This is a genomic window from Pseudobutyrivibrio ruminis HUN009, assembly GCF_000703005.1.
GTDB classification, from domain to species: domain Bacteria; phylum Bacillota; class Clostridia; order Lachnospirales; family Lachnospiraceae; genus Pseudobutyrivibrio; species Pseudobutyrivibrio ruminis_A.
The window spans coordinates 1682039-1708497 of record NZ_JNLH01000001.1; the positions used below are offsets into that span (position 1 = coordinate 1682039).

At 38.9% G+C, this 26459-nt stretch carries 19 protein-coding genes; 18 read left to right on the top strand and 1 reads right to left on the bottom strand.

Annotation, left to right across the window (positions count from 1 at the left end):
• The first annotated feature begins 3 nt into the window (after positions 1-3).
• The 8 genes from BO15_RS0107585 (at position 4) to BO15_RS0107620 (ending at position 11266) form a co-directional block, all read left to right on the top strand.
• Positions 4-933, top strand: coding sequence for a DUF1385 domain-containing protein (locus BO15_RS0107585; RefSeq protein WP_033153789.1), 930 nt, complete (start codon positions 4-6; stop codon positions 931-933).
• A gap of 2 nt (positions 934-935) precedes the next feature.
• Positions 936-1766 carry a peptide chain release factor N(5)-glutamine methyltransferase gene (prmC, locus tag BO15_RS0107590; protein WP_033153790.1) on the top strand — a complete coding sequence of 277 codons (831 nt, stop codon included), beginning with the start codon at positions 936-938 and terminating at the stop codon, positions 1764-1766.
• 56 nt (positions 1767-1822) lie between these two features.
• Positions 1823-2896, top strand: a complete 1074-nt coding sequence (prfA, locus tag BO15_RS0107595; protein ID WP_033153791.1) for a peptide chain release factor 1 — start codon at positions 1823-1825, stop codon at positions 2894-2896.
• A gap of 79 nt (positions 2897-2975) precedes the next feature.
• Positions 2976-3680 (top strand): LytR/AlgR family response regulator transcription factor, encoded by a 705-nt coding sequence (locus tag BO15_RS0107600; RefSeq protein WP_033154767.1) that lies wholly within the window; start codon positions 2976-2978, stop codon positions 3678-3680.
• 218 nt (positions 3681-3898) lie between these two features.
• Positions 3899-5038 (top strand): GHKL domain-containing protein, encoded by a 1140-nt coding sequence (locus BO15_RS0107605; protein WP_157752326.1) that lies wholly within the window; start codon positions 3899-3901, stop codon positions 5036-5038.
• 225 nt (positions 5039-5263) lie between these two features.
• Positions 5264-7621 carry a glycoside hydrolase family 3 C-terminal domain-containing protein gene (locus BO15_RS0107610; protein ID WP_033153793.1) on the top strand — a complete coding sequence of 786 codons (2358 nt, stop codon included), beginning with the start codon at positions 5264-5266 and terminating at the stop codon, positions 7619-7621.
• A gap of 104 nt (positions 7622-7725) precedes the next feature.
• Positions 7726-8277: a GtrA family protein gene (locus BO15_RS0107615; protein ID WP_033153794.1), complete on the top strand. Its 552-nt coding sequence runs from the start codon at positions 7726-7728 to the stop codon at positions 8275-8277.
• A 43-nt stretch (positions 8278-8320) separates the two neighbouring features.
• Positions 8321-11266 (top strand): glycoside hydrolase family 3 protein, encoded by a 2946-nt coding sequence (locus tag BO15_RS0107620; protein ID WP_033153795.1) that lies wholly within the window; start codon positions 8321-8323, stop codon positions 11264-11266.
• Positions 11267-11323: 57 nt separating this feature from the next.
• Here the strand turns inward: BO15_RS0107620 and BO15_RS0107625 are convergent, their stop codons facing one another.
• Positions 11324-12394, bottom strand: a complete 1071-nt coding sequence (locus BO15_RS0107625) for an HD-GYP domain-containing protein (RefSeq protein ID WP_052169835.1) — start codon at positions 12392-12394, stop codon at positions 11324-11326.
• A 242-nt stretch (positions 12395-12636) separates the two neighbouring features.
• Here BO15_RS0107625 and BO15_RS0107630 point away from each other — a divergent pair, with 242 nt between their 5' ends.
• The 10 genes from BO15_RS0107630 (at position 12637) to BO15_RS0107675 (ending at position 26459) form a co-directional block, all read left to right on the top strand.
• Positions 12637-13653, top strand: coding sequence for a glycosyltransferase family 2 protein (locus tag BO15_RS0107630; protein ID WP_033153796.1), 1017 nt, complete (start codon positions 12637-12639; stop codon positions 13651-13653).
• A gap of 769 nt (positions 13654-14422) precedes the next feature.
• A complete protein-coding gene (locus BO15_RS13195; RefSeq protein WP_052169836.1) occupies positions 14423-15235 on the top strand; it encodes a hypothetical protein in 813 nt (270 codons plus the stop codon).
• 243 nt (positions 15236-15478) lie between these two features.
• Complete coding sequence (locus BO15_RS0107640; protein WP_033153797.1) at positions 15479-19822, top strand: SpaA isopeptide-forming pilin-related protein; 4344 nt, start codon at positions 15479-15481, stop codon at positions 19820-19822.
• Between the two features lie 22 nt (positions 19823-19844).
• Complete coding sequence (locus BO15_RS0107645) at positions 19845-21293, top strand: SpaH/EbpB family LPXTG-anchored major pilin (RefSeq protein ID WP_033153798.1); 1449 nt, start codon at positions 19845-19847, stop codon at positions 21291-21293.
• A 96-nt stretch (positions 21294-21389) separates the two neighbouring features.
• Positions 21390-22283 carry a class C sortase gene (locus BO15_RS0107650; RefSeq protein WP_044933727.1) on the top strand — a complete coding sequence of 298 codons (894 nt, stop codon included), beginning with the start codon at positions 21390-21392 and terminating at the stop codon, positions 22281-22283.
• Positions 22264-23145 carry a class C sortase gene (locus tag BO15_RS0107655; protein WP_033153799.1) on the top strand — a complete coding sequence of 294 codons (882 nt, stop codon included), beginning with the start codon at positions 22264-22266 and terminating at the stop codon, positions 23143-23145. The genes BO15_RS0107650 and BO15_RS0107655 overlap by 20 nt, the downstream gene beginning before the upstream one ends.
• 17 nt (positions 23146-23162) lie before the next feature.
• Positions 23163-24254, top strand: a complete 1092-nt coding sequence (locus BO15_RS0107660; RefSeq protein WP_033153800.1) for a DUF5979 domain-containing protein — start codon at positions 23163-23165, stop codon at positions 24252-24254.
• A 13-nt stretch (positions 24255-24267) separates the two neighbouring features.
• Entirely contained in the window at positions 24268-24843 is a 576-nt protein-coding gene (locus tag BO15_RS0107665; protein WP_033153801.1) for a hypothetical protein, read from the top strand.
• Complete coding sequence (locus BO15_RS13200; protein WP_052169837.1) at positions 24843-25592, top strand: hypothetical protein; 750 nt, start codon at positions 24843-24845, stop codon at positions 25590-25592. Before BO15_RS0107665 ends, BO15_RS13200 begins: the two co-directional genes overlap by 1 nt.
• A gap of 9 nt (positions 25593-25601) precedes the next feature.
• Positions 25602-26459, top strand: a complete 858-nt coding sequence (locus BO15_RS0107675) for a hypothetical protein (protein WP_157752327.1) — start codon at positions 25602-25604, stop codon at positions 26457-26459.

Sequence of the window (26459 nt, forward strand, 5' to 3'; positions counted from 1 at the left end):
AAAATGAAGTATTCAGGCATAGGCGGACAGGCTGTAATGGAAGGCGTCATGATGCGAAATGGCAACAAATATGCCGTAGCAGTTCGTACACCAGACAAATCTATTGCAGTAGATGTTAAAAATACAAAAGACATAAATGACATGTGGCACAAAATCCCAATCATCAGAGGTATGGTATCTTTTATAGATTCCCTTGTAATTGGCCTTAGTACACTTATGTATTCAGCTAGCTTCTTCGAGGACGAAGAGGATGCCGTCGATAAATCAAAGCTTTCTGAGGAAGAGCTTAAAAAGCTCGAGAAAAAGGAAAAAGCTGAGATGGGTGGCACGCTGGTGTTGTCATTTGTGCTTGCTCTTGGTATTTTCTTTGCATTGCCTTACTTTATTTCCCTTGGGTTAAACAAATATATTGAGTCGCAGGCATTGATTGCTCTTATCGAAGGACTTATTCGAATCGGCATCTTCATTGGATACATTGTGGTGATTTCTCATATGGAGGATATCAAGCGTACTTTTATGTATCACGGTGCAGAGCATAAATGCATTAATTGTGTGGAGGCAGGAAAGCCACTTACAGTCGAAAACGTTCGCTCATCCACTCGTTTTCATAAGCGCTGTGGAACCAGTTTTATCTTCATAGTGTTCATTATTTCAGTTTTTGTTTTCATGTTTATCACTTTCGATAATACATGGTTAAAGCTTATTGCAAGACTTTTGCTTATTCCAGTTATCGCTGGTATTTCATACGAGTTCATTAGGCTTGCAGGGCGTCATGAAAATGGCTTTGTAAATATCTTTTCTAAGCCAGGACTATGGTTGCAGAGACTTACAGTAATGGAGCCAGATGATGATATGATTGAGGTTGGAATTGCCTCAGTAGAAGCAGTGTTTGATTGGAAAGGATTCATCGAAGAAAACAGGGAGTGTTTTTAGGTATGACTTTTAAACAGGCTTTAGATAAAGGAATAGTATTATTGGAATCAGAAAATATTGCTGATGCTAAGATTGATGCCTGGTATCTTCTTTCTTTTGTAAGCGGCCTTACAAAGGCTCAGTATTTTCTGAAGCAATCAGAGGAAATCGATAATAATATTCTTTATAAATATAAGGATGTCCTTTTAAGGAGAGCAGGCCATGAGCCACTCCAGCACATCACTGGAGAGCAGGACTTTATGGGCATCACATTTTGGGTAAATGAAAATGTTCTCATCCCTCGCCAGGATACTGAGACTCTCGTAGAGGAGGCTCTAAAGGTCATTCCTAGTGGTAGCCATATTTTGGATTTGTGTACTGGCAGTGGATGTGTTATTCTATCTCTTGTTGTCCTGGGACAGGGGCTTTCAGGAATAGGTGTAGATATCTCAGAGGAAGCACTTGCTGTTGCCCGCGAGAATGGCGCTAGGCTTGTAGGCCGTAAGGCGGATTTTGTTAAAGGCGATATGTTCCAGCCAGTTAGTGGCAAGTTCAATGCCATCGTATCAAATCCACCATATATTCCATCTGCAGTAGTAGATGAGTTGGAGCCAGAGGTAAAGGATCATGAGCCTCGTCTTGCATTAGACGGCACAGAGGATGGCCTTTTCTTCTATAAGAAAATCACTGCAGAAGCAGGGGATTATCTTAATGATGGTGGCTGGCTTTTGGTGGAAATCGGCTATGATCAGGGAGCAGATGTTTCTACGCTTTTTAAAGAGGCAGGATTCAAGGACGTTGAAGTAATAAAGGATTTAGCAGGCAACGATAGAGTCGTTAAGGGACACCTATAGCGATGCAGATGTATTGTGTCTGTTAATTAAGTGGTTAATAACATGGAGGTTTTAGCATGTTTGATAGATTAGAAGATTTAGTATTAAGATACGAGGAAGTAATGAATTTACTTTCTGAGCCAGATGTGGCTAACGATAATGCCAGATTTAGAGCACTCATGAAGGAGCAGGCTGAGCTTGCACCTATCGTAGAGGCTTACAAGCAGTATTCAGCTCACAAGCAGAACATTCAGGATTCGTTAGAGCTTCTCGAGGTTGAATCAGACGAAGAAATGAAGGAGCTTGCAAAGGAAGAGATGAAAGAGTCTCAGGCTGAGGTTGAGCGTCTTGAGCAGGAGCTTAAAATCTTACTTCTTCCTAAGGATCCTAACGATGATAAGAACGTTATCGTAGAAATTCGTGCAGGTGCAGGTGGAGAGGAAGCAGCTCTTTTCGCAGCAGAAATCTACCGTATGTACGTACATTATGTAGAGTCACGTGGATGGAAGGTTGAACTTCTTGAAGCAGACGAGACAGGTATCGGCGGAATGAAGAACATCGAGTTCATGGTTAAGGGAACTGGTGCATACTCAATCCTTAAGTACGAGTCTGGTGTACACCGTGTACAGCGTGTACCAGAGACAGAGTCTCAGGGCCGTATCCAGACTTCTACATGTTCTGTTGCAGTTATGCCAGAGGCAGAAGAAGTAGATGTCCATATTGATGAAAAGGATATCCGTATCGACGTAATGCGTGCTTCAGGTAACGGTGGTCAGTGTGTCAACACAACAGATTCAGCTGTTCGTCTTACTCACTACCCAACAGGAATTGTTATCTATAGCCAGACAGAAAAGTCACAGCTTCAGAATAAGGAAAAGGCTTTCGCACTCCTTCGTGCAAAGCTTTATGATTTAGAGCTTCAGAAGCAGCAGGATGCAGAAGCTGCAGAGCGTCGCTCACAGATTGGTACTGGTGATCGTGCAGAAAAGATTCGTACATACAACTTCCCACAGGGACGTGTAACAGATCACCGTATCAACCTTACACTTTACAAGCTCGATAAGATTATGAACGGAGATATTCAGGAAATTCTTGATGCACTTATCGCAGCAGATCAGGCTGCAAAGCTTGCAAAGATGTCTCAAGACTAATAGATTTTTAAGGTTCTTGCCTATGGCAAGGACCTTTTTTAATCTTGCGCACAATTCAAATTTGTATTATTTTAATAGCATGATTAATGTTTGTATAGTTGAAGACGAGCTAGAACAGGCTTCAGTTTTAAAGAATTATATAAGTAAATACAGTTCGGCAAAGAATCAGCAGTTTAATATTACAAATCTGCCAGATGGAATAGATTTGGTGGATGATTATAAGGGACAGTTTGATATTATCCTTTTGGATATTCAGATGAAGCATTTGGATGGCATGGCAGCAGCAGAGAAAATCCGCCAGGTGGATTCTGATGTTATCATTATTTTTATCACATCCACAGTTCAGTATGCAGTGCAGGGATATGCAGTGGATGCGCTAGGATATGTTCTTAAGCCTGTGCCATATAATCAGTTTGAGCAGATTTTTGACAAGGCAATAGTGAGAGTGCAGGCCAAGCAACAGCATGTTTATATAAAGGTTGCTGTTGATGACAAGCAGCTAAAGCTTGACTGCAACAATATTATCTATATTGAAAGTCAGCGTAACAATGTGGTTATACATTGCAAGGATGATGATTATGTTACAGCAGGGCCTCTCAAGCGGTTTGATGAGATGCTGATGGAACATGGTTTTAGCAAGTGCCATAATGCATATTTAATCAATCTTTCAGAGGTTGAAGCTGTACAAAAAGAGGAAGTTTTATTAACAAATGAGGTGATGCTTCCAATAAGTCGTGCCAGAAAGAAAGAGTTCATGGCTGCGTTGACGGAGGATATTTTGTAATGGTTTTTAATGCATTTTTAAACCCTGTAAATATACAGGACACCCCAAGACTTTTTACCGCTATTGCTGAATGGCTAGCGGTTTTTGTTTACTTTAATATATACAAGAAAAAGAGGCATGATAAGGAATTTGCTATTTACTGTATTGCTATATTTATTATCTTGGTCGCATTTCAATTTATAGCGGGGTTGTTGCCACTGGGTTTTTGGATTCCTACTATGATCGGTGCAGTAGGACTTATGTACTTTTCACTTTATATTGTTTTGGATATAAAGCCTAGGGATTGTGCGGTTCTTACAACTCATGCATTTGTACTGGCAGAGTTTGCTGCCAGCCTTTATAAGCAGCTTTATGTGTGGAGCGTAAAAATTACTGAGCAGGAAGGTATGGTCGAATCTGTTTGCAATATGCTCCTGGTGTACATTGCAACTTATATTGTTTATTACAGATTTGAACGTGGCAATGTGCCATCTAATAGAAACCTTAACATCAGCAATAAAGAGATGATTAGTGTTCTCGCCACAGGTATTGGAGCCTTTATCATGTCCAATATCAGTTTTGTAAACAGCAGAACACCATTCTCTGCCACAGAGAACATGCTTTATGTTCGTACTCTGGTAGATTTCGGAGGAATGCTGATGCTGATGACAGAGATGGGCCGTAGAAACGAGTTGGCCCTTCGAAAGGAAAGTACCGAGATTAATCAGCTTTTCCAAAAACAGTACGAGCAGTACAAGCTTGCAATTGATAATTCCGAGGCCTTGCGTAAGGAAATGCATGACATGAAGCATTACGTTATGGCTCTCAAAAACGAGGATGATCCAGAGCGTCGCTCAGAAGTTCTTGCAGATATGGAACAGGCTATTGCAATACAGGAATCCTTTATGAATACAGGAAACAAGGTTCTTGATGTTGTGCTTACTACAAAGAGCCTCCAGTGCCAAAAGAAGAACATCACCTTAAACGCAATGGTTGACGGTGATTTATTGGCAGATATCCATGTAAAAGACATTTGCTCTTTGTTTGGAAATATTCTGGACAATGCTATCGAAGCATCTCAGCAGGTTGTTGATAAGGAAAAGCGTCTTATCACACTTTCTGTTCGTAAAAGAAACCAGTTTATCATTGTAGAATGTGAGAATTACTCTGACAGCGAAAATGTAAAGCTTCGAAATAATCAGAGGCGTAGTTTCTTTGGAAAGAATAACCTACCTAAAACTACAAAAGGAGATAACGTAAAGCATGGATATGGACTTAAGTCCATTACTCAGGTTGCAGAAAAGTACGGCGGCGCAATGAATTGCAGCTATGAAGATGGCTGGTTCAAGGTTAAAGTGCTTCTGGCTGCAAGCAAATAATGCCAGTTATCACGGATAAATGACAAGTTGTCCTTCGGGGCAACTTTTTTTTGTGGCAGGGTGTAAATTAATATCAAGAAAAAATTAGTTGAGGTTATTCCAGTGAGTCTGTAGCCATCAAGCTCTGATAACTCTCAAGTGAGATATGTATCGAACGGAGAGTTCATCAGGCTTGTAGGCGTAACAGACGGACTTTGGCTAGTTAGTATTTTATGGAGGATGTAGATGGACGCTAAAGAAATTATTTCACAGCTTACATTGATGGAGAAGGCAGCTCTTTTGAGCGGAAAGAATGAGTGGGAATCACGTGACATTCCAAGACTTGGAATTCAGTCGATTTCATTTTCAGATGGTCCTCACGGCTTACGTCGTCAGGAGGGGGCAGGAGATCATTTGGGGCTTAATGCATCTCTTCCAGCTACATGTTTTCCAACAGCAGCTACAGTAGCAAACAGCTGGGACGAAAGTCTTGGTGAAGAAATTGGAGCAGCTCTTGGTGAGGAAGCAGTTGCACAGAACGTTGATGTACTTCTTGGTCCAGGCTTAAATATGAAACGTTCTCCACTGTGCGGACGAAATTTTGAATACTTTAGTGAGGATCCAATCCTTGCCGGCAAGATGGCAGCTTCTTATGTAAGGGGTATACAGAGCAAGCATGTTTATTCTTGTCCAAAGCATTTCGCAGTTAACTCTCGCGAGTATCGCAGAATGGCAATGAATGCAGTTGTAGATGAGCGTACACTTCGAGAGATTTACCTTACAGCATTTGAAATTGCTATTAAAGAAGGTGGAGCAAAGACAATCATGTCTGCTTACAACGAAGTTAATGGCAAGTATGCAAACGAAAACGAGCATCTGCTTGTAGACATCCTCAGAAATGAATGGGGATTCGATGGAATCGTAGTTACTGACTGGGGTGCAAGTAATGACCATGTTGCTGGTGTTAAGTGTCAGTCAAATGTGGAAATGCCAAACCCAGGACTTGATTCAGCTAGAGAGCTTATTAAGGCAGCTACAGAGGGCGAAGGTCGCATCACGGAGGAAGAAATCGACAGAGCAATTCTTCCAATTATCGAAGCAGCAATCTACTTCAAAGAAAACGACCACACAAAGGGCTTTGATAAAGAAGCTCATCATGCTATCGCTAAAAAGGCAGCTGTTAACTCAGCAGTTCTTCTTAAGAACGACGAGGACATCCTTCCTCTTGCAGCAGGCACAAAGGTATGCCTTAGAGGACCATTCGTGGATAAGCCACGTTATCAGGGTTCAGGAAGCTCACAGGTTAACTCAACAAAGGTTGAGACAATCAGAGAGCAGATTGCAAATTACGATTTACAGGTTATTGATGATCCTGAAGCAGCAGATGTTGTTTTATTCTTCTTTGGTCTTGATGAAATCGCAGAGAGCGAGGGAGCAGATAGAATGTCTATCGATGTTCCTGAGTATCAAATCAAAGAGCTTGAGGAGCTTACAGTTTACAACAAGCACATCGTTGGTGTTATGAGTGCTGGTTCATCAGTAAAGATGCCTTGGCTTTCAAATCTCCAGGGATTGCTTCACGGATACTTAACAGGTCAGGCTGGAGCGTCAGCTCTTCTTGATATCATCACTGGAAAGGAAATTCCTACTGGTAAGCTTTCTGAGTCTTATCCATTCGCATATGCGGACTGCTCAATTGTTAATTATGCAGATCAGGAAAAGAGAAATCTTCAGTATCGCGAAGGACCTTTCATTGGATATCGTTATTACGATACAGCAGATGTGGCAGTTCAGTTCCCATTCGGATATGGACTTAGCTATACAACATTTGAGTATTCAGCACTTTCTGTTACAGAGGATGGTGTTAAGTTTACTATCACAAATACAGGAAAGCGCGACGGTGCTGAAATTGCTCAGCTCTATGTTGGCAAGAGCCAGTCAGGACTTATCCGTCCTAAGAAGGAGCTTAAGGGCTTCAAGAAGGTATGGATTAAGGCTGGCGAATCAGTGGAAGTAGAGATTCCATTTGATGATAAGACATTCCGTTATTTCTCAACTGTTTCAAACAAGTGGGAAATCGAAGGCGGTGAGTATCAGATTTACGTTGGAAAGAACGTTGCTGACATCGTACTTACAGGAACAATCACAAAGGAAGGCACAATTACAGAGCTTCCTTACGACATCGAAACACTTCCAAGCTACAAGACAGGAAAGGTTAGAAACGTTCATTACGAGGAGTTCGAAAAGCTTTATGCTAAGCCACTTCCTGAGGAAAAGGTTGGACCACTTGATATCAACGATGCTCTTTGTCAGATGAAGGATGCCAAGAGCGGACTTTGCAGATTGGTTTACAAGATTCTCAAGAATAATCTTGATAAGTCTTATGAAAAGGGTGTTCCAGACTTGAACACAATGTTCATCTACAACATGCCTTTCAGAGCAATTAGCAAGATGTCAGGCGGAATGGTTAGCCGTGAAATGGTTGAGTCAATCGTAACCATCGCCAATGGACACTTCTTCAGAGGTCTTGGTGGTGTGATTGGAGGATTCTTCCGCAACCGCGGTCTGAACAAGAAATACGAAAGTAGATTAAATCATAAATAATAAGTGAGTCTGTAACTAACAAGCTATTATGTTTCTCAAGTGAATAATGTATGAACGGAGAAACATAATGCTTGTGAGTGTAACAGACGGATTGGAGTAGTTAGATGAATTTATGGAATAGTTTTGCTGAGAAGCACCCGGCAGCAGCAAAGTGGGTGCGAGAAGGTGGCTTGTTTGTAATAGTAAGTAACTTGATTACAGTATTCAAATATCTTTTACTTACATTTTTGCCGGCAGCCTTCGCATTCTTAGGCGACAGAGCATTTGGATGGCCAGGAATTCCACTTACAATCGCAGGTGAGACTTTCGATTGGAATATCCTTGGTTATGACCAGGCACACGGAGGACTTGCTTACTTCACAGCTTATATGATTGCAATGGTAATTGGTGAGTGCATTAATTTCCCAATTCAAAAGCTTTTCGTTTTCCGTAATCACGATAAGCCTGGCAAGCAGATAGCATGGTATATTGCAGCATTCATTGTAATAACATGCATCGTTAACTCAATTAACTGCATCTGGGTAGCAGTTGCAGGAATGTTTGTACCAGCTTGGCTGTACAACATCGGAACTACAGTACTCAACGGCGGAGTTTCTATGGTGGTCTTCTTCTTTGTAAATAAGATCATTTTCCCAGAAACACCAAAGGCCGAATGAGATATAACTTTTAACGCTAGTTGAAAGGAAGGAGAAGAAGAAAATGTTATCAATCAACATTGCGGACGTTATCGCCGTACTACAAACAATGATTCCACAGCTTATCGTGTTAGGCGTGGCACTCGTTGCAGCAATCATCGTTACAATTTGTGCGATGAAGGCTAAGAAGCCTCTTAAGGGCTTCATCAGAAAGGAAGCTTGGCTTGCTTTCGCATTAGTAGTAGTTATAGTAGTAAATACTATTCTACTCGGACCTGTTTACTCAATGGTAAACATGGCAATGGGTGGTGGCACAATTTCAGATGAAGCCATCGAAGAGGCAAAAGCTCTTGCAACAGAAATTGCTGAAGAGGGTATTGTTCTTTTAAAGAATGATGATGCAGCACTTCCTCTTGCAGAGGGTACAAAGGTCAACGTATTTGGTTGGTCTTCAACAAACCCAATTTATGGTGGTACAGGATCAGGTGCACTTTCAGATGCATATCCAACAGTTGATTTCCTTACAGGTCTTACTGATGCAGGTATCGAGTACAATCAGGACCTTGTAGATTTCTATACAGGATGGAGAACAGAAAGACCTACAATAGGTATGATGGGACAGGATTGGACAATTCCTGAGCCAACAGTTTCTGAGTATGGCAGCCTTATCACAGATGCCAAGGACTTCTCAGATACAGCTATTTTCTTCATCGCACGTTCAGGTGGTGAGGGAGCAGATCTTCCACAGTCATATGACGGAGAAGACACATACAGCAATGATGGCTCTAGCTTCTTTGGAGCAACAGGAGTGCGTTACTCAGATCAGAAGGACGATCTTGATGCATCTAAGTCATACCTTGAGCTTTCAAACAGAGAGAAGGCACTTCTTGATGAAGTAACAGCAAACTTTGACAAGGTTATCGTAGTTGTTAACTCAGCAAACGCTATGGAGCTTGGCTTCGTTAACGATTACTCACAGATTAAGTCAGTTCTTTACTGCCCAGGTACAGGTCAGACAGGTTTCGACGGACTTGGCGAAATCCTTGCAGGTCAAATCAACCCATCTGGTAAGACAGCTGACACATTTGTATCAGACTTATTCGCAACACCAACAGCAAACAACTTTGGTGATTTCGATTACACAAACATGGAAGAGTACGGATATGAGAATATGTTCGCTGAGGGCGGCATGGCTTATCCTACTTTCGTAAACTATGTAGAAGGTATTTACGTTGGTTACAAATATTATGAGACAGCCTATGCTGAGGCTCAGGCTGGCAACATGGAGTTCGATTACGACTCTGCAGTAGTTTATCCATTTGGTTATGGATTATCGTACACAACCTTCTCTCAGGAGATGGGACCTATCACAAATGATGGTACAACAGTATCATTTGATGTAACAGTTACAAACACAGGTGATGTTGCTGGTAAGGACGTTGTAGAAGTTTACTACAACCCACCATACACAAACGGCGGCATTGAGAAGGCAGCTGCAAACTTAATCCAGTTTGCAAAGACTTCTACACTTGAGCCAGGTGCATCAGAGACAATCAACATCTCATTTGCGCTTGAAGATATGGCTTCATACGACACATACGGCGAGGGCTGCTATGTACTTGAGGCTGGTGATTATGAGATTTCTATCAACTCAGATTCACACAACAAGATTGCTACAGATACAGTAACAGTTGACTCTACAATCGTTTATGATGAGTCAAACAAGCGTGAGTCAGATCAGGTTGCAGCTACAAACCAGTTTGGCTTCGCAGAAGGTGATGTAACTTACCTTTCACGTGCAGATGGCTTCGCTAACTATGACGAGGCAACAGCTGCTCCAACAAGCTATGAAATGTCTGATGAAGCAAAGGCTACTTACTTCAACGAGACAAACTATGATCCTACTGATTACAATAATGATTCAGATGTAATGCCTACAACAGGCGCTGACAATGGTGTTAAGCTTGCAGATCTTCGTGGTCTTGATTACGATGATCCAATGTGGGATACACTTCTCGATGAGCTTACAGTTTCAGATATGAACACACTTATCGAGCTCGGTGGATACGAGACATCAGCAGTTGATTCAATCGGCAAGGTTATGACATACGATTGTGATGGTCCTGCTTCAATCAACAACAACTTTACAGGCCAGGGTTCTATCGGATTCCCAGCAGCAGTTATGATTGCTTGCACATGGAACAAGGACATTGCACTTGCATTTGGTCAGTCAATCGGCCGTATGGCAAACGACATGGATGTTTCTGGTTGGTATGCTCCAGCTACAAACACACACAGATCTGCATTTGCAGGACGTAACTTCGAGTACTACTCAGAGGATGGCGTACTTGCAGGTTGGATGTGCGCAAACGCTGTAAATGGTGCAAGAGAGTGGGGCGTATACTCATACGTTAAGCACTTTGCAACAAATGACCAGGAAACAAACAGAACAAACTTCCTTTGCACATGGCTCAATGAGCAGTCAATGCGTGAGATTTACTTAAAGTCATTTGAAATTGTATTCAAGAACTCAAACCCAGGTGCAACAATGGTTGCATTCAACAACATCGGTACAGTACCAGCTGAGGCTTGCTCAGAGCTTCTTAACACAGTACTTCGTGGCGAGTGGGGATTCAGAGGTCTTGCAGAGACAGATTACTTCGGTGGATACGGATATCAGGATTCTGACCGTATGATTAGAAATGGTTGTGACCTTATGCTTGCAACATACGCTACACCACAGTCTACAGTTACAGATCAGGAATCTGCTACATCAGTAATTGCTATGAGAACAGCTTCTCACAACATTCTTTACACTGTAGTAAACAGCCGTGCATACGATTCAGAAATCAGCGCAGGCCTACCTACATGGGAGAAGATTCTCTTTGCTATCGATGCAGTACTTGTTCTTCTTATCGCTTGCCTTGAGTACTTTGCAGTAAAGAAATATCTTGCAAAGAAGAAAGAGGTAGAAGTAGAAACAGTTGTAGAAGAGACAACAGAAGAGTAATAATAAAGACAAAAGTGGGGCAACTCGAAAGAGCTGCCCCAAGTTTTATATAAGGTTTTATTTAACGATTACAGTGCTTAGATAGTTGCGGTCATTTGATAAATCAACAACCGTTTGAATGCTTGTAATTTTAATGACTGGTCGAAGTGGATAAGCCTTGTTTTGACGAACAACCACGCCTTCTTCACCGTTGCTAAGCTTGATAGTAGAACCATTTGGATAGATGTTTACGATAGTAAGGAATGCTCTGAAGTATTTCAGATTAAACTTGTTACTCATTGTAAACATTATTTCAATTGCTTCTGCTGGAGTATAGGCTCTTTTGTATGGTCTTGCAGTAACAAGAGCATCATACACATCTACAATAGAAATGATTTGAGCCATCTTTCCTATTTGATCGCCAGAAAGATTTCTAGGATATCCTGAACCATCAATATTTTCATGATGATTTAGGATTGCCTGGCGCATCTCCTCAGTAAGGTCAGGAGATTTGGCGAGCAGGCGATATCCTCTTACGGGATGAGTCTTGATTAATTCAAACTCTGTAGCTGTAAGCTTTCCTGGCTTATTTAAAATGTCATTTGGAATTTCTTCTTTTCCGATATCGTGAAGAAGACCCACAACGGTAATATCTTTTACAAATGAATCAGATTCTCCTAAGGCCTTTGCTAATATGGCTGCCATTGTACCTACATCTACAGAATGTCTGTAAGTGTATTCATCACATACCTTTAGCTTTGAAAGATTAAGGCTCAAGGATTTTGAGTCATTTATTATGCTACAAACCTTTTCTCCGATTTGAATGATTCCCTTAGTTAGGCTATCTATATCATCAAGATTTGCGTACAGCCTAGCTAAAGACTCCATGGCATACTGTCTGAAGCTTTCATCAAAACATATGGAATCATCTGGAAGTGGAAAATCATCCTCTAAATCAAATTCATCCGCATCTGAATAATAAATAGTAGCGTGGATTTTCCCATGATAGTCAGACAACGACTGTAAAATCTTTTGGTCGATGACTGTCATTTTTGGGCAAAGAAGTGCCCCCGAATCTGTATAGATGTCAGTTTCTGTAATACATCCCGCCGGTAGATCACTGACATATCCATATACATCTTTAATCATACATTACTGTCCCTTTAAAACGCAAAAATTTTATTGTGTTGAAAACAATGTTATTATACACCCTTAACAATGTGTTGACAATGAAAACTGTAATGTTGTATGAAAAACTTTTAAAGCTTGGTGAATTTATAAATATTTGGAAACTTTGCCAGAATTGATGTGTCAAATAGGGGGAAGTGGCGTTGAAGAATTGAGTGTGATTTGTTAAAATTGTAAAGGTTAAATTAGTTAGGAGAGTATTTATGAAATTACTAAGTTTTGCAGTACCATGTTACAACTCAGCAGCTTATATGGAGCATTGCGTAGAGACTCTGTTACATGGTGGTGAAGATGTAGAAATAATAATAGTAGACGATGGCTCTACAAAAGATAACACAGCAGAAATCGCAGACAGACTTGCAGCAGAACACCCTACCATCATCAAGGCTGTTCATCAGGAAAACGGCGGTCACGGTCAGGCTGTCAACACAGGTCTTAAAAATGCCACAGGCTTATTCTTCAAGGTCGTGGATTCAGACGACTGGGTAGACCCAGATGCATACGACAAAATCTTAAAGGTTTTACGTAGCTCAGTTGAAAACGGCAAGCAGCTTGATATGCTTATTTCAAATTACGTATACGAAAAAGAAGGTGCTCATCACAAGAAGGTTATGTCATATTCAAACCTTCCAAAGAACAAGTACTTCTCTTGGGATGAGACAGGTCACTTCAAAAAAGGCCAGTACATTTTGATGCATTCAGTTATCTATCGCACAAAGCTTTTACGCGACTGTGGAATGGAGCTTCCAAAGCATACATTCTATGTTGATAACCTTTATGTATTCTATCCACTTCCATATGTAAAGACTATGTACTACTTGGATGTTGATTTCTATCGTTACTTTATTGGTCGTGACGATCAGTCAGTTAACGAAAAGGTTATGATTTCTCGTATCGACCAGCAAATCAAAGTCAACAAGCTTATGATGGAAGCTTACGACTACAAGAATATTAAGGATAATCATGTTAAGAAATACATGTTCAATTATCTAGAGATGATTACAGTTATCTCTACAGTTCTTCTTATGAAGAGTGGCACAAAGGAACATCAGCAGAAGCGCCATGATCTTTGGAGATACATCAAAGAGCAGGACTACTACTTATATAGAAAGCTTCGCTATGGCTTCATGTGCGCAACTACAAACCTTCCTGGCCATGGTGGCCGCGCAATCTCTATCACAGCATACAAGATTGCCCAGAAGGTAGTAGGATTCAATTAATCATCAGATTAATTGAATCCGTAAATGGCACATATTTCGCAAAGCGAAATGTGTGTTCTGCGAAGCAGAATTAAACTGTTGCTTACACTGGAAACAGTTTAACCCCAGGATTCAACTAGACATCAGGCTCACCCGTGCGGTGAGCTTTTTTGTTGCTTTTTCACATAGACTTTAGTGGGCGAGCATGATAATATCTTTCGTATCGAAACGCGATTCTTTTGAACCTGGTTCACAGGTTCATGTCCTGAGGTGCAAACGGGGCATTATTTCCATTTTATTTTTTAGGGGAAACGAAAAATAAGTGGCTTTTTTGTGGTGCAGTTTTTTGGGAAGGCGGTGCATGCAATAGCTATGGAGGTGAAATTTGTAGAGAAATAGATATTTGATTAGTTTAAAGATTAGTTGAAGACTAGTTTGAAGTGGCTGGCCGGAGTGGGTTGCTATAAGAATAGGAAAAGTCTGTAGATTATAGCAGAATCTGAAGCTGGGTTGCTATAAGAATAGAAAAAGTCTGTAGATTATAGCAGAATCTGAAGCCGGGCTGCTATAAGAATTAGGAAAAGCCTAAAGTTATAGCAGATTGTCGGGATTTGCTGCTATAAGATTTACAGAAATGTAAATTCTATAGCAACTCACAGTTAAAATCTGCTATAGGATTCGAGAAAAAGCACAGATTATAGTAGATGGGCAATTTATAGTGCTATAAGAATTAAGAAAATGCTTTATTTATAGCATTTAAAGTAAAAAGAGGTTATGAAAGGAAAGAGTTATGATTGGTTACAAGAGTTTTAGAAAAGTAATAGATAAGAGATTATTATGGTTAGATAAAATAATCAGAGAGAAGGAGGCGGATGTCAAGGACGCACCAGATGGAGAACTTCGAGCTGCCAAGAATGGTAGAACAGTACAATACTTTATTAGATATGAGGGCGGGGATACAAATGGAAAGTACTTGAAGAAAGGCGAGCAAGGTCTGGCAAAGACAATAGCTCAAAAGGAATATGACAATAAAGTATTGCTTGCAGCAAAGGAAGAATACAAAATTCTCAAAAGGTTAATGAAAGTGTATACGAATAAGAATATTGAAACAGTTCCTGAAAAGATAGCTCCTTTAAAAATGGCTTTGGTTACACCAGTGGAGAAGTCTGACGAGGAATATGTGGCGGAATGGCTGGCACAGGAGTATGAGCCATTTGACTATTATAGCGAAGCGCTTACATATGAGAATAGCAAAGGAATAAAAATGAGGTCGAAGTCTGAGGTGTTGATTTCTAATATATTAGATGAGCTGGGGATTCCTTATTTATATGAAAAACCACTTAAGCTGCCAAATAATAGGACTGTGGGGCCTGACTTTACATTGTTAGATATGCGAAATAGACAGGAGGTTTATTTGGAGCACCTGGGGATGCTGGATAACATGGATTATATGGAGAAGAATATTAGAAAGATAGGAGAATACGAAGATGCGGGGATTTATCGCGGAACTAGACTGCTTATTACTTATGAAACAAAGAATAAGCAGTTTAATGTGAAAAGGATAAGAGGAATGCTCTCAGAATATTTTGATAAAAATATTTAAGCAATAGATTTAGGAAAATCGCAATACATAAGAATAACGTCTTTGTCAATATTTACGATACTTTTACTCCAAGTTTTCTAGCTTGGGGTATTTTTTTGCCAAAATTTTGCACTTCCTGCCAACTCACTTTAAAAACGTTACGCGGTGTAATAATATATCATTCGGAACACAAGAAAGACACATTTTATATACATTATCGTCACATATACCGTTTCAGTTAACGTTTAAGGGAGTATTTGTTAAATGAAAAAGAACAGATTACTTAACAGAACATTGTCTTTTGGTCTTGCACTTGCGCTATTTATTTCTTCACCTGCATCAGTGTACGCTGAAGAAATGAATGATGCGTCTGTGGAGACCATCGTTGAAAATACAACCGAAGAGGTTACTACTTCTGATGGAGGGGAGTCATTAGAAGGAAACTCTACACCTGCCTCTGAGGGAACAAATTCTGAGACTGGTTCAGAATCTAAAGATTCTGACCAGGTAAGCTCAGGTGCTTCTGCATCTGAGAATGATTCCAATTCAGACGAGCAAGTTAATAAAGGTGAGACACCAGAGTCATCTGATAAGACAGCTGACGATGCAGAGGCAGATGCTGATAATAAAGCTGACGCTGATGCAAACGCTGATAAAGATGCAGAAGATGAGGATGATGAAATCACATACGATTACGAATCTAACAATGATGGTACTCATGTAAAGAAGTGGACTGACAAAGATGGTGTGGCTCAAGAAGAAACAGAGGACTGCGAGTTCGGTGAGGACGGCAAGTGTATTCATTGCGGATATGAGAAGGAAGAAGAGGAAGATGATGAAGAAATCACTCTTCAGGACGAGGATGGCCTTGTTACAATCACAGCAAAGAAGTCTGTTTTAAATGGTGCTAAGAATGTTAAGGTTGAAGAAATCACAGTTGAGACTGATGAAAATCAGTACAATGAGATGTCAGATGCTCTTGATAAGACCACTGATACAGAAACATCAGTAATTGATTTTATAGCCTATGATATAAAGCTATTTAATAAAGATGGAGATGAAGTAGAACCAAATGGAGAGGTTAATGTTGTATTTAATAATCTTTCTGTAGATGGTCTTGATGTAGAGGAATACACTACTGAGGTATATCACTATGAAGATAGTGAAAATGTAGACAAGATGGAAAATGTAACACCAACTGATGATAGTACGGTTGAGATGGTTACTGATCATTTTTCTACTTATATCGTAGCAGTTAAGGGCAATCGAAGTGATAATATATTTGATAGTAAATATATTACAGTATATGGTAGCAAAAATTTGAATTGGAAGAGTGCATCGGAGTGGCCAGATATAAGCTCACACAGCTCATACCAATCTAATGATGCATATTATTATGCTACTTTTGGAAGAACTTCATACAGATATTTTTATCCATTAGAAATTAGAGTGTATGTTGATGATAGTGATGAACCAGCTGAAACACTAAGTTATGCCTATTTAGTTTCCAACTCTAGTAGTGCTATTAGAGAGAATTTCAATATTACTTCTGAAAGCTATACAGTTAGTAATGTTAAATATGGATATGGATCATCACATGAGAATGCTAAACTTTACCAGGTTGCAAATCCAACAAGCTTTAACGAGGGTTTTTATAATTATTTATCATCAGATACAAAAAATTATACTGATAGTAGTTATTGGACTCACTTTTATCCAGATAATCTTCAAAAAAATATTAATTATCTAGACGTTTATTTGAAACAAGATGATTTATACACAATTAGTGGAGCTACTTTAATTGACTATAAATCATATTTTAAAGCTGGTACTACAAAGATTAATAATAGGTCAGTTGACGCTTTTAAGTTTTCTTCTAGTGGTGGAACAATTGATACAGCAAATAATCCATATGAGGGAGATAATTACCATACTGATAAATGTATTTATCAAGGTATTGCAAGTAGTACATATTCAAATACTTTTAGGTTAAACGAGGCCATTACTTTAAAGAATGAGCTATTTCCTTCTGAAAGTAATGCACAGAATAATAGTAATTACAAAGCTGCTGCTTATGATGTAAATGTTCAATTCACACAGACGTCAGATGGATATTATGAACTAGACAGTTCAAAATATAATTATGAAATTATCAAGGATAATGGAGAGTCAGCTAAAGATTCAATAACACATAACGCTATATTAAAGCGAGTTAGCAATGTATCTTCGGGCGATGGAATGTTTAAGCCATTTGGTAATTATCATTTTGGAATGGATGTGCCTATTGAATTTACAATTTCGTCTAATGGAAAAACCGTTGTTAATGGTGAGGAAGTAAACACAGTCTTCGAATTCTCTGGAGATGATGATGTGTTTGTATACATCGACGGCGACTTAGTACTTGATTTAGGTGGAATTCACGGTGCAGTTACAGGATCAATAGATTTTGCAACAGGCAAGGTTCATGTAGAAGCAAACAGTTATGTGACAGGGGAAGGATATACAAATAATCGTAAAAACCTAAGAAATAGTGACTTAGATTTATATGAGATAGTTGGAAAAAAGTTGTCACAGTTTAGCAAAGAAACTCATATCATGCACGTTGTGTATTTTGAAAGAGGTGCGAGTCAATCTAATTGCAAGATAAAATACAATTTTTCACCAATTAACAATAAGGAAAATTACACAAAGAGCATAACATTAGAAAAAATTTGGGACGACAATGGTTCTACTATTAGACCATCTTCATTGAATATTAATGTATATGGAACATATGCAGATAATGAAGGTGTTAAGTATGTTGATTGTGCTGGAAATTCTTATAATGATAAGGCATCGTCGTTGACAATCTATGAGTTGACTTCTTCTGAAGGTTGGACCAAGACAATTTCTGGCATACCAGTTTTTTATGATAATGATACTAGTAAAATAATTACCTGGTATTCTGAAGAGGAAGATATCCCAAGATATACGCAGACGGATTATACAAAGACATTTACAGGTGAATCTTCAGTAACGGTAGATGATTTGATTCCTGTTCCTGCTAGCACAGCGGGGGAAAACATTTATAGTCATTTAGATATTGAATTGAATGCGGTATCTGATGGAGATGATGCCAAATCTAAAATAATAGAAAGTATTAAAGATTTAGATGGTACAGATTCTCAGGTATCTGTGATTGGATATTATGATGACAATTATAAATGGATTTCTAAAACAAAAAATGTGGCAATGTCCAAAGAATCAGATTATGAGTGGAGAGCTAGTCAGCAAAAATTAGGTTCCAATTCAGTAATAGCCTTTTATGTTAAGTATCAAGGTACAGATGACTATAAGCTAGTTATAATTGACAAGAATTCATATTATGTTGATGGTGCAAGATATTATAAACATGATTCAGAGTTCACTAATGAGCATGAACCATATCGTAATATTGCGATGTACTACACCGGTACTACGAGTCCAACGGAAGGATATGTCGATTTAAGTGGTAAGAATCTATTTACAACAGCGACCGTTGAATGTCCGGTTACTGTGAGCACAGGAAAAGGGAATTATTATAATTCAAGATACGGATATTCATATCCAGGATTGGATTTAGTCCTTTCGCCAAAGACTATTGAAGCAGTTTCAATTGAGGCTACGGGTAATGAGAAGCATTCTTTCACTAATACTATAAGTACTATTACTCTAACATTTAGGAAGACAGTAATAGCTGATGATACAAATCCTTATCCAAATGGCTTATATAGAATCAAACTTGAGAAGATTACATATGAGGATGGACAGGAAAAAGCCGAGGTAGTTGATTATGATCCATATACGCATAAGGTGTTCATTGGAAATAAAGAGATTACTGAGGTAAATGTAACAAGTACGCAAGGCGATATTAATTGGAATCCTGGTTGCCAAGATGGTATTTATAGTATTTATGATAACCAGTCAGTTACTATTTCGAGTTTGCCGGCAGGAACATATAGGGTTACAGAAGTTGGTGCTTATAATGGTGTAGATCTTGACTGGTTTGATACAGAGATAGTCTGCAATGGTCAGACAACTACAGATGTAACAGCAACAATTGATTGTCAGGACGATAACAATGAAGTTGATATTCGTAATACATTTAAGAAGACATATGGATGGAAACTTAAGAAAGTAAGTGCTTCAAATCACACAAAAACATTACAGGGAGCTGAGTTTAAACTGTCTAGCAATACAATAGCCTACTATGGTTTAAGTGGTGATGATGGAATTATTGTTTGGTATACAGATAAAACATTTGCCGATGATGAAAAGGTAGATGAGGTTGCTGATGGAATATACACATTGCAAGAGACAAAAGCTCCTAAAGAATATGCTAGAAGTACAGAGACGTGGACTGTTTCAGTAGAAAAATACCAGTCAGTAGAAGTAAAAAAAGGCAATGTGACAATTGCAAAGACGGATTCTAGTAATAATATTATTGAAGTAGAATTTGAAAATGAAGTTGCTTACACACTTCCAGAAACAGGTGGAAGCGGAGTTTACGTTTATACAATCGGCGGTATCCTACTAATGATTGCGGGGGCGCTGTTGTTATATAAAAACAAAAACAATAAAAGCAAATAAAGGAAAAGGAGAGAAAAGAAACATGAAAAAGATCAGAAAAATCGTTGCTCTTGCACTTGCAACAGTAATGATGATGGCAATGAGCATCACAGCTTTTGCCGCAGAGACACAATCGAAAACGATTCAGATTACAAATCTGAAGGCTGGGGAGGCAGCTGTATTTTATGCACAGATTATCAAGGCTGATACAACTAAGACATCTGGTTGGAGTTTTGTAAACGAAGACGTTGAGAAAGCTTTCTTAGAGGCTGTAAACGGAGAAAACTCTTCAGTTGATGGACAGACTACACTTAAAAATTTTGCTGAAAATAAGATTGCAGAGTCAACAGTTTCTGAAGCTTTAAAGGCTGTAAAAGATATAGTTTCATTTTCACAGTCTGGCTCAGATACTTCATTCACAGTAAGTGAGGCAGGATATTATGTAGTTAAATTTGAGGCAAAGAATTCAACTAATCCAGCAGCTCAGAAGTATGTTTATAGTTTAGCTGGCATTGGTGTTCTTCCAAGCGATTTTGAATCTTCTGATAATTTAACAATGGTTGCTAAGAGAAGTCCAGATCAGGTATTTAAGAAAGTTGATGATACAACATATGTAGAGACATCAAGAATTCTTACTTATACTGTAGAAGCAGATGTGCCATATATCTTTGATGGACAGACAAATCCACAGTTCAAGGTATATGATAAACTTACAGGCGCTAAGATGCAGGATGTAGAAAATGGCAAAATCAAATTAAGTGTTAAGGTTGGTGATGGTCAACCTACTACAATGTATGGTGATTATGCGGTTGATTCTCAGCAGCGTGAGACATTTGTATTAGATTTAACAGAATTATTAAAAGATAATGCAAATGCATTCAAGACTGTAACAATTGTATATAAGGCAGAAGTAATTGATGTTGAAGTAAACAACATCTCTTACCCAGGATATGGCGAAAACGATCCAGAACCTGATGTAAAATATGTACCTGTAAAGAGCTACTCTGGTACATTAAAGCTCATAAAGAACGATGTTAAAGATACAGAGAAAAAGCTTCCAGGAGCTAAATTTATACTCTTAAATGCAGATGAGACAGAGATTGCTAATGTTGATGCAACAGGAAAGATTACTGCATGGGAAACATATGATAAGACAGCAGATAATACAAGCTATTATCTTACAACAGATGCAAATGGTGAGATTAATGTAGCAGGTCTTGATAAGGATGTTGAGTATGTATTATACGAGAAAGAAGCTCCTACAGGATATACTTTAGATGAGACAGCACACAAGGTAACAGCTGCTGATTGGGATACAACAATCGCAGCAGACGCTGTACAGAAAGCTACAATTACTGTATCAGATACAACACTTATCAAGCTTCCATTCACTGGTGGTATGGGTACAACAATCTTTACAGTACTTGGTGTAGCTATCATGGTTATGGCTTCAGCTCTTTACTTTGCAACAAAGAAGAAAGCTACAAAGTAATTAATATTCGCTGAGTTATGAATGAAAATATGATGTGGCCCGGCGGCTGAAAGGCCGCTGGGTACACTATCAAGGAGAGGACAACAGTTAGACACAATGAAAGCATTTTTACTGAAACATTACAAAACTATAGCGACTGCAGCGTTGATGATTGTTGGTTTGTCCTTGTTGGTGTACCCACTGGTTGCAAACACTTGGAACAACCATGTGCAGGCAACTTTGGTAAACAACTACACAGAGGCTGTTGATACAGCTATTTCAGAAGGTTCACTGGATGTTGATGCTGAGCTTGAAAAAGCATACGAGTACAACGAAGAGTTGTTGCCTTCTATTTTGCCAGATTCCTTTGCAGAGGCAGAGGCAAACGGCACAGACGAAACTTACATGAGCTTACTTAACACCAACGGGGATGGAATCATGGGATACATTCAGATTCCATCAATTAATGTAAAGCTTCCTATTTTCCACACAACATCGGAAGAGGTTTTGCAGATTGGTGTTGGCCATTTGGAAGGTTCATCACTTCCAGTAGGCGGAGAGAATACACATTCAGTTCTTTCTGCACATCGTGGTCTTCCAAGTGCTACACTATTTACAGACTTGGACAAAGTTCAAATTGGAGAAGATTTCTTCATTATTATCATGGGCGAGTATTATGCTTATGAAGTTGATCAGATAGAGGTGGTTGAGCCTGATGATACATCACTCCTTCAGGTAGAGGATGGTCAGGATCTTTGTACATTAATCACATGTACACCATATGGTGTAAACACTCAGCGTCTCATGGTTAGAGGCCACAGAGTGCCATATACACCAGAGCTTTTGGCAGATGCAGACACTCCACTTTTCGGAGCAGTCAGCTTACATACCAATTACCTTCTTTGGGTAATAGTTGGACTTGCTATCGTAGGAGCGTTCATCTTAGTACTTTACATAATGGACAAGAAGAGAAGTAAGAAGGATAAGGCAGTTGAAACAAAGAGTTATTAAGATTCTACTAATTTTATTATTTCTTGTAGGATTTGGCTTGCTTACCTATCCTACTATTTCAAATGAGTGGAATGTATATGTTCAGAGTACACTCATCAATGATTATGAAGATTCCCTGTCAGAAATGACCGAGGAAGATTACACAAAAGAGTGGGAGGCAGCCAGAGCATTTAATGAAAAGATTACAGAAAATGCCATTGGCACAGATGTATTCGGGGCAAATGCAGACGGCGATGCAACAACACCTACAGATGAGTTTTTAAACTCAGAGTACTATTCAGTGCTCAACGTAAATGGCGATGGAGTTATGGGCTATTTGTCTATTCCAAAGATAAATCTAAAGCTATCAATCATGCATGGCACATTTGATGAGTACCTCCAGACAGCTTTGGGACATATGAATGGAACAGCACTTCCAATTGGAGGTGAAGGCACACATTCAGTAATAGTTGGTCACAGAGGTTTGCCAAGCGCAGAGCTTTTCACAAACATTGATCAGCTGGAGGTTGGAGATAAGTTTTACATCCATGTTTTAGATGAGACACTTGCTTATCAGGTGGATATGATTTATCCAATGATTGAAGCAGAGGATATTACCTCACTTCAAAATGCAATGAAGGTGGAAGAGGGCAAAGATTACGTTACACTTTTCACCTGTACACCATACGGTGTAAACACTCACAGACTTTTAGTACGAGGCACCAGAGTTGAGTACCTGGGAGAGGATGAAGTTCCTACCGGTGCAGCAGCTGTTGCTGAGACAGTGAAGAATTACTACTTGATTATGGGCATTGCTGGATTTATTGCGGCAGTGATTATCATATTAATAATGAGAAGGATATTTAAAAAGAAAACCGCATAAGCTGAAGGGAGAACTCAGTGAAAAGTTTAATTTTTAAGAAAAAGAATTTAATAGCCTTTGCGATGGCAGCAGTGGTTGCTGTGTCAGGTTTTGGTGTTTATCAAAGTCAGGCGGCTGAAAAGATTGATGAGAACAAGCAGTGTACTATTACTGTGAAAGTTCCTGATACATGTTCACTGGATGATAAGCCAGCTGATAGTAGTATTGTTAATGGAATCTCTTTATATGATGGCACACTGGAAGTTGATTTTTACAAGCTTGCAGACGTTGAATTAAACGGAGAGATAGGAATTTCATTAGCAGGCGTGGACCTCTCAGATTTAAGTAAGTCTGATGTTACTGCTGAGGATATTAAGGCAACTGCCAATGAAGCATATAAAGTAGTAAAGGATAGTGCTCCAAATTACAAAGTCGAGATTAACCCTAGTAAAGAATTATCAAAGACCGTAAATGGTGATAAAGGTGTTGATCGAGGTATTTACCTTTATGTAGTTAAAGATTTTCAGAACAAGCAATATCAGTATTCGTTTGATAAGTACATTGTGATGGTTCCTTATAGTACAACTATTTCACAGGGAACTAAGGTTGACGAACATGGAAACATTGTTGATGTTGAATCAAGTGATGATTGGGTGTATGACACAGAAATTGCATTGAAGTGTAAGGCAACAGAGATTTATGGAAATCTTAAGATTACAAAAGAGCTAAAGACTTACAATGAATCTCTTGGAACAACACCATTTGTATTTGAAGTGGAAGCTTTTTACGGTGAAGGAGATAATAAGGAAATAGTATACAGCAATGTATTTTCTATGGACTTCAGCGAGCCGGGTTCCCGGGAAATAACAGTTGAAAAGATTCCAGCAAATTCTACGGTAACGGTTACTGAGGTATATTCAGGAGCCAGCTACAAATTAACTAGCGATAAAACAAAAACTACTACAATTGTTGAGAATGAAACTTCAACAGTTGAATTCGTTAATGATTATGATGACCAAACTGATATAGGTACAATCAGTATAGAGAACCACTTCAATGAGAATGGTTATGTGGATTCTAATATTAATCCAAATAGCACAACTACAGAAAATGTAGAAACTGAAAACTAAGGAGGAGAGGCAAATGAAATATAGAAAATATTTACTTGTTGCCGCTGCTCTTGTAGTAATCGGTGCAACAAGCATAAAGCCAGCAATGGCATACTTCACAGATTCCCATCAGGCCAGTGGTACAGTTACAGTTCATTTGGGAGATTTAGAAATTACTCCAAAAGAAGATGCTAAAGAGTGGGTAAAAGATATCACTGTTACAAATACTGGTGATTATGATGTGTTTGTTAGAGTAAAGGCAATTTGTGGTTCACAGTATGGGGTAAAGTTTACAAGTGGTAATGACTGGAGCTACAACGCAGATGATGGCTATTACTATTACAATAAGATGTTAGCAAAAAAAGATGTATCATCAGTACTTAAGCTCACAATTGAGCCTCCAAAAGGACTGGATTATGATACATTCAATGTAGTTATCGTACAGGAAGCTGCAAAGGCTGTATATGCTAAAGACGAGAATGGTAACAAGACAGACAAGTTGGTAGCAGCTTGGGATGATGTGATAATGAAGCAGGATGTGTTTAATGCTAAGTTCCACGATAATACTGAAACACAAACAGATAGCACAGGTGAAGGGGGAAATAACTAATGAAAAGAATTATTAAGAACCCTTTAACAATACTTGTTCTCGGACTAATTATTGTAGCAGGAAGCTCTGTGGGAGCAACAAGAGCTGCTATGAGCTATTCCAACGCTGCTGAGGAAGTTTCATTTGAAACAGAAGAGCTTAATGTAGATTTGCAGGAAGAGCGAAATGGTGGTTATGTAAGTGTAGCAATGAGTCGTTCTGATTCAAATCAACAAAATATGGTTGGAAAGCTTGAACTTACGGCATTAAATGAGACAAATCCGCTTGAGGTCAATCATAATTATGAAGAACATGTTCGGATACAAAATACAGGTGCTTATGATGAGTACGTAAGAGTGCTTGTACGAAAGAGCTGGATTAAGAATGATGGATCAAAAGATACTAGATTAGATCCTTCAGTAATCACACTCAAGACAACAGATGATTGGTTCATAGATAAAAATGAGAGTACCACAGAAGGTACTGTGTATTATTACAGAAAACCTGTGACGGTTGGTGAAAAAGTACAGTTTCTAGATGCCATCTCATTTGAAAGAGAAATCCTTGATGGTGTTACAACTACAAAGGTTTCTGAAGATGGAAAAACAATTAAGAATGTATACGGCTATGATGGCAAGACATTCGAGATAGAGATTCGTGTTGATGCAGTTCAGACACACAGTGGAGCAGAGGCAATCCTTGGCGCCTGGGGTGTTGAGGCAACAATCGATTCAAATGGTAATATTACTTCAATTGATGGTTCGAACTAAGGGAGAGTAATGATGAAAAAGAAATATATGAATATTGTCCTTGCTCTCGCTTTGGTGGCAGCAGGATTCATAGGATTAAAAGCTGAAGCTCTTGCAGATACTTTAGATCCAGTTACATGGACTGTTACATATGATGGTACAGACACTTTTGGAACCACATATGATGTTAAAAAGGCTACAGTTTCTGGAGCAATGCCAGGAGATACAATCACATATGAAGTGACATACAAAAATGCATCTACAGAGGCAGCAAACTTCTACATGGATGCAAATGTTGTAAAAACACTTGAGGAAGGCAGTGACGCAACAGGTGGTGCTTATACCTACAAAATCCTTTCAGACAAATCTACTACACCACTTTTTGATAGTGAGACTGTCGGTGGTGATAATGATGATGTTGTTGGTCTTACTCAGGTAAATGGAAACAGTGAAGCTTACTTTGATCTTGGCGCATTAGCTGTAGGTGATAGCGGAAAAGTTACAGTAATTATTGTACTTGATGGTAATACACAGTCTAACAGCTATATGGCTGCAGTTGGTAAGTTGAATATTCAGTTTGCTGCAGAGCCAGAGTCAGATAATAAAGATGGTATTGTTATAACAAAGACAATTACAAACACAAAAACTATTTTCACAACACATACAAATCACGCTAAACAGAAGGTGTCAAAGAAGGTTGAAAGAACTCTTCCAAATGGTACAAAGATTGTTGTCATTGAAGATGAGGACACACCTTTATTCGGTGAGAATCCTTTGACAGGAGATAGCGTTTTACCACTTGTATTTTGTAGTGTAACATTATTATTAGGATTATTCCTTATTTTCATGTATTTTAGAATGACTAGAAATAATAAGGAGGTGGCCTAA

Coding starts and splice junctions, on each gene's coding strand:
- BO15_RS0107615 (WP_033153794.1), top strand. CDS start 7,726: ATGAATTTATGGAATAGTTTTGCTGAGAAGCACCCGGCAGCAGCAAAG.
- prfA (WP_033153791.1), top strand. CDS start 1,823: ATGTTTGATAGATTAGAAGATTTAGTATTAAGATACGAGGAAGTAATG.
- BO15_RS0107625 (WP_052169835.1), bottom strand. CDS start 12,394: ATGATTAAAGATGTATATGGATATGTCAGTGATCTACCGGCGGGATGT.
- prmC (WP_033153790.1), top strand. CDS start 936: ATGACTTTTAAACAGGCTTTAGATAAAGGAATAGTATTATTGGAATCA.
- BO15_RS0107605 (WP_157752326.1), top strand. CDS start 3,899: ATGATCGGTGCAGTAGGACTTATGTACTTTTCACTTTATATTGTTTTG.
- BO15_RS0107645 (WP_033153798.1), top strand. CDS start 19,845: ATGAAAAAGATCAGAAAAATCGTTGCTCTTGCACTTGCAACAGTAATG.
- BO15_RS0107585 (WP_033153789.1), top strand. CDS start 4: ATGAAGTATTCAGGCATAGGCGGACAGGCTGTAATGGAAGGCGTCATG.
- BO15_RS0107640 (WP_033153797.1), top strand. CDS start 15,479: ATGAAAAAGAACAGATTACTTAACAGAACATTGTCTTTTGGTCTTGCA.
- BO15_RS0107650 (WP_044933727.1), top strand. CDS start 21,390: ATGAAAGCATTTTTACTGAAACATTACAAAACTATAGCGACTGCAGCG.
- BO15_RS13195 (WP_052169836.1), top strand. CDS start 14,423: ATGATTGGTTACAAGAGTTTTAGAAAAGTAATAGATAAGAGATTATTA.
- BO15_RS0107675 (WP_157752327.1), top strand. CDS start 25,602: ATGATGAAAAAGAAATATATGAATATTGTCCTTGCTCTCGCTTTGGTG.
- BO15_RS0107600 (WP_033154767.1), top strand. CDS start 2,976: ATGATTAATGTTTGTATAGTTGAAGACGAGCTAGAACAGGCTTCAGTT.
- BO15_RS0107630 (WP_033153796.1), top strand. CDS start 12,637: ATGAAATTACTAAGTTTTGCAGTACCATGTTACAACTCAGCAGCTTAT.
- BO15_RS0107665 (WP_033153801.1), top strand. CDS start 24,268: ATGAAATATAGAAAATATTTACTTGTTGCCGCTGCTCTTGTAGTAATC.
- BO15_RS13200 (WP_052169837.1), top strand. CDS start 24,843: ATGAAAAGAATTATTAAGAACCCTTTAACAATACTTGTTCTCGGACTA.
- BO15_RS0107610 (WP_033153793.1), top strand. CDS start 5,264: ATGGACGCTAAAGAAATTATTTCACAGCTTACATTGATGGAGAAGGCA.
- BO15_RS0107620 (WP_033153795.1), top strand. CDS start 8,321: ATGTTATCAATCAACATTGCGGACGTTATCGCCGTACTACAAACAATG.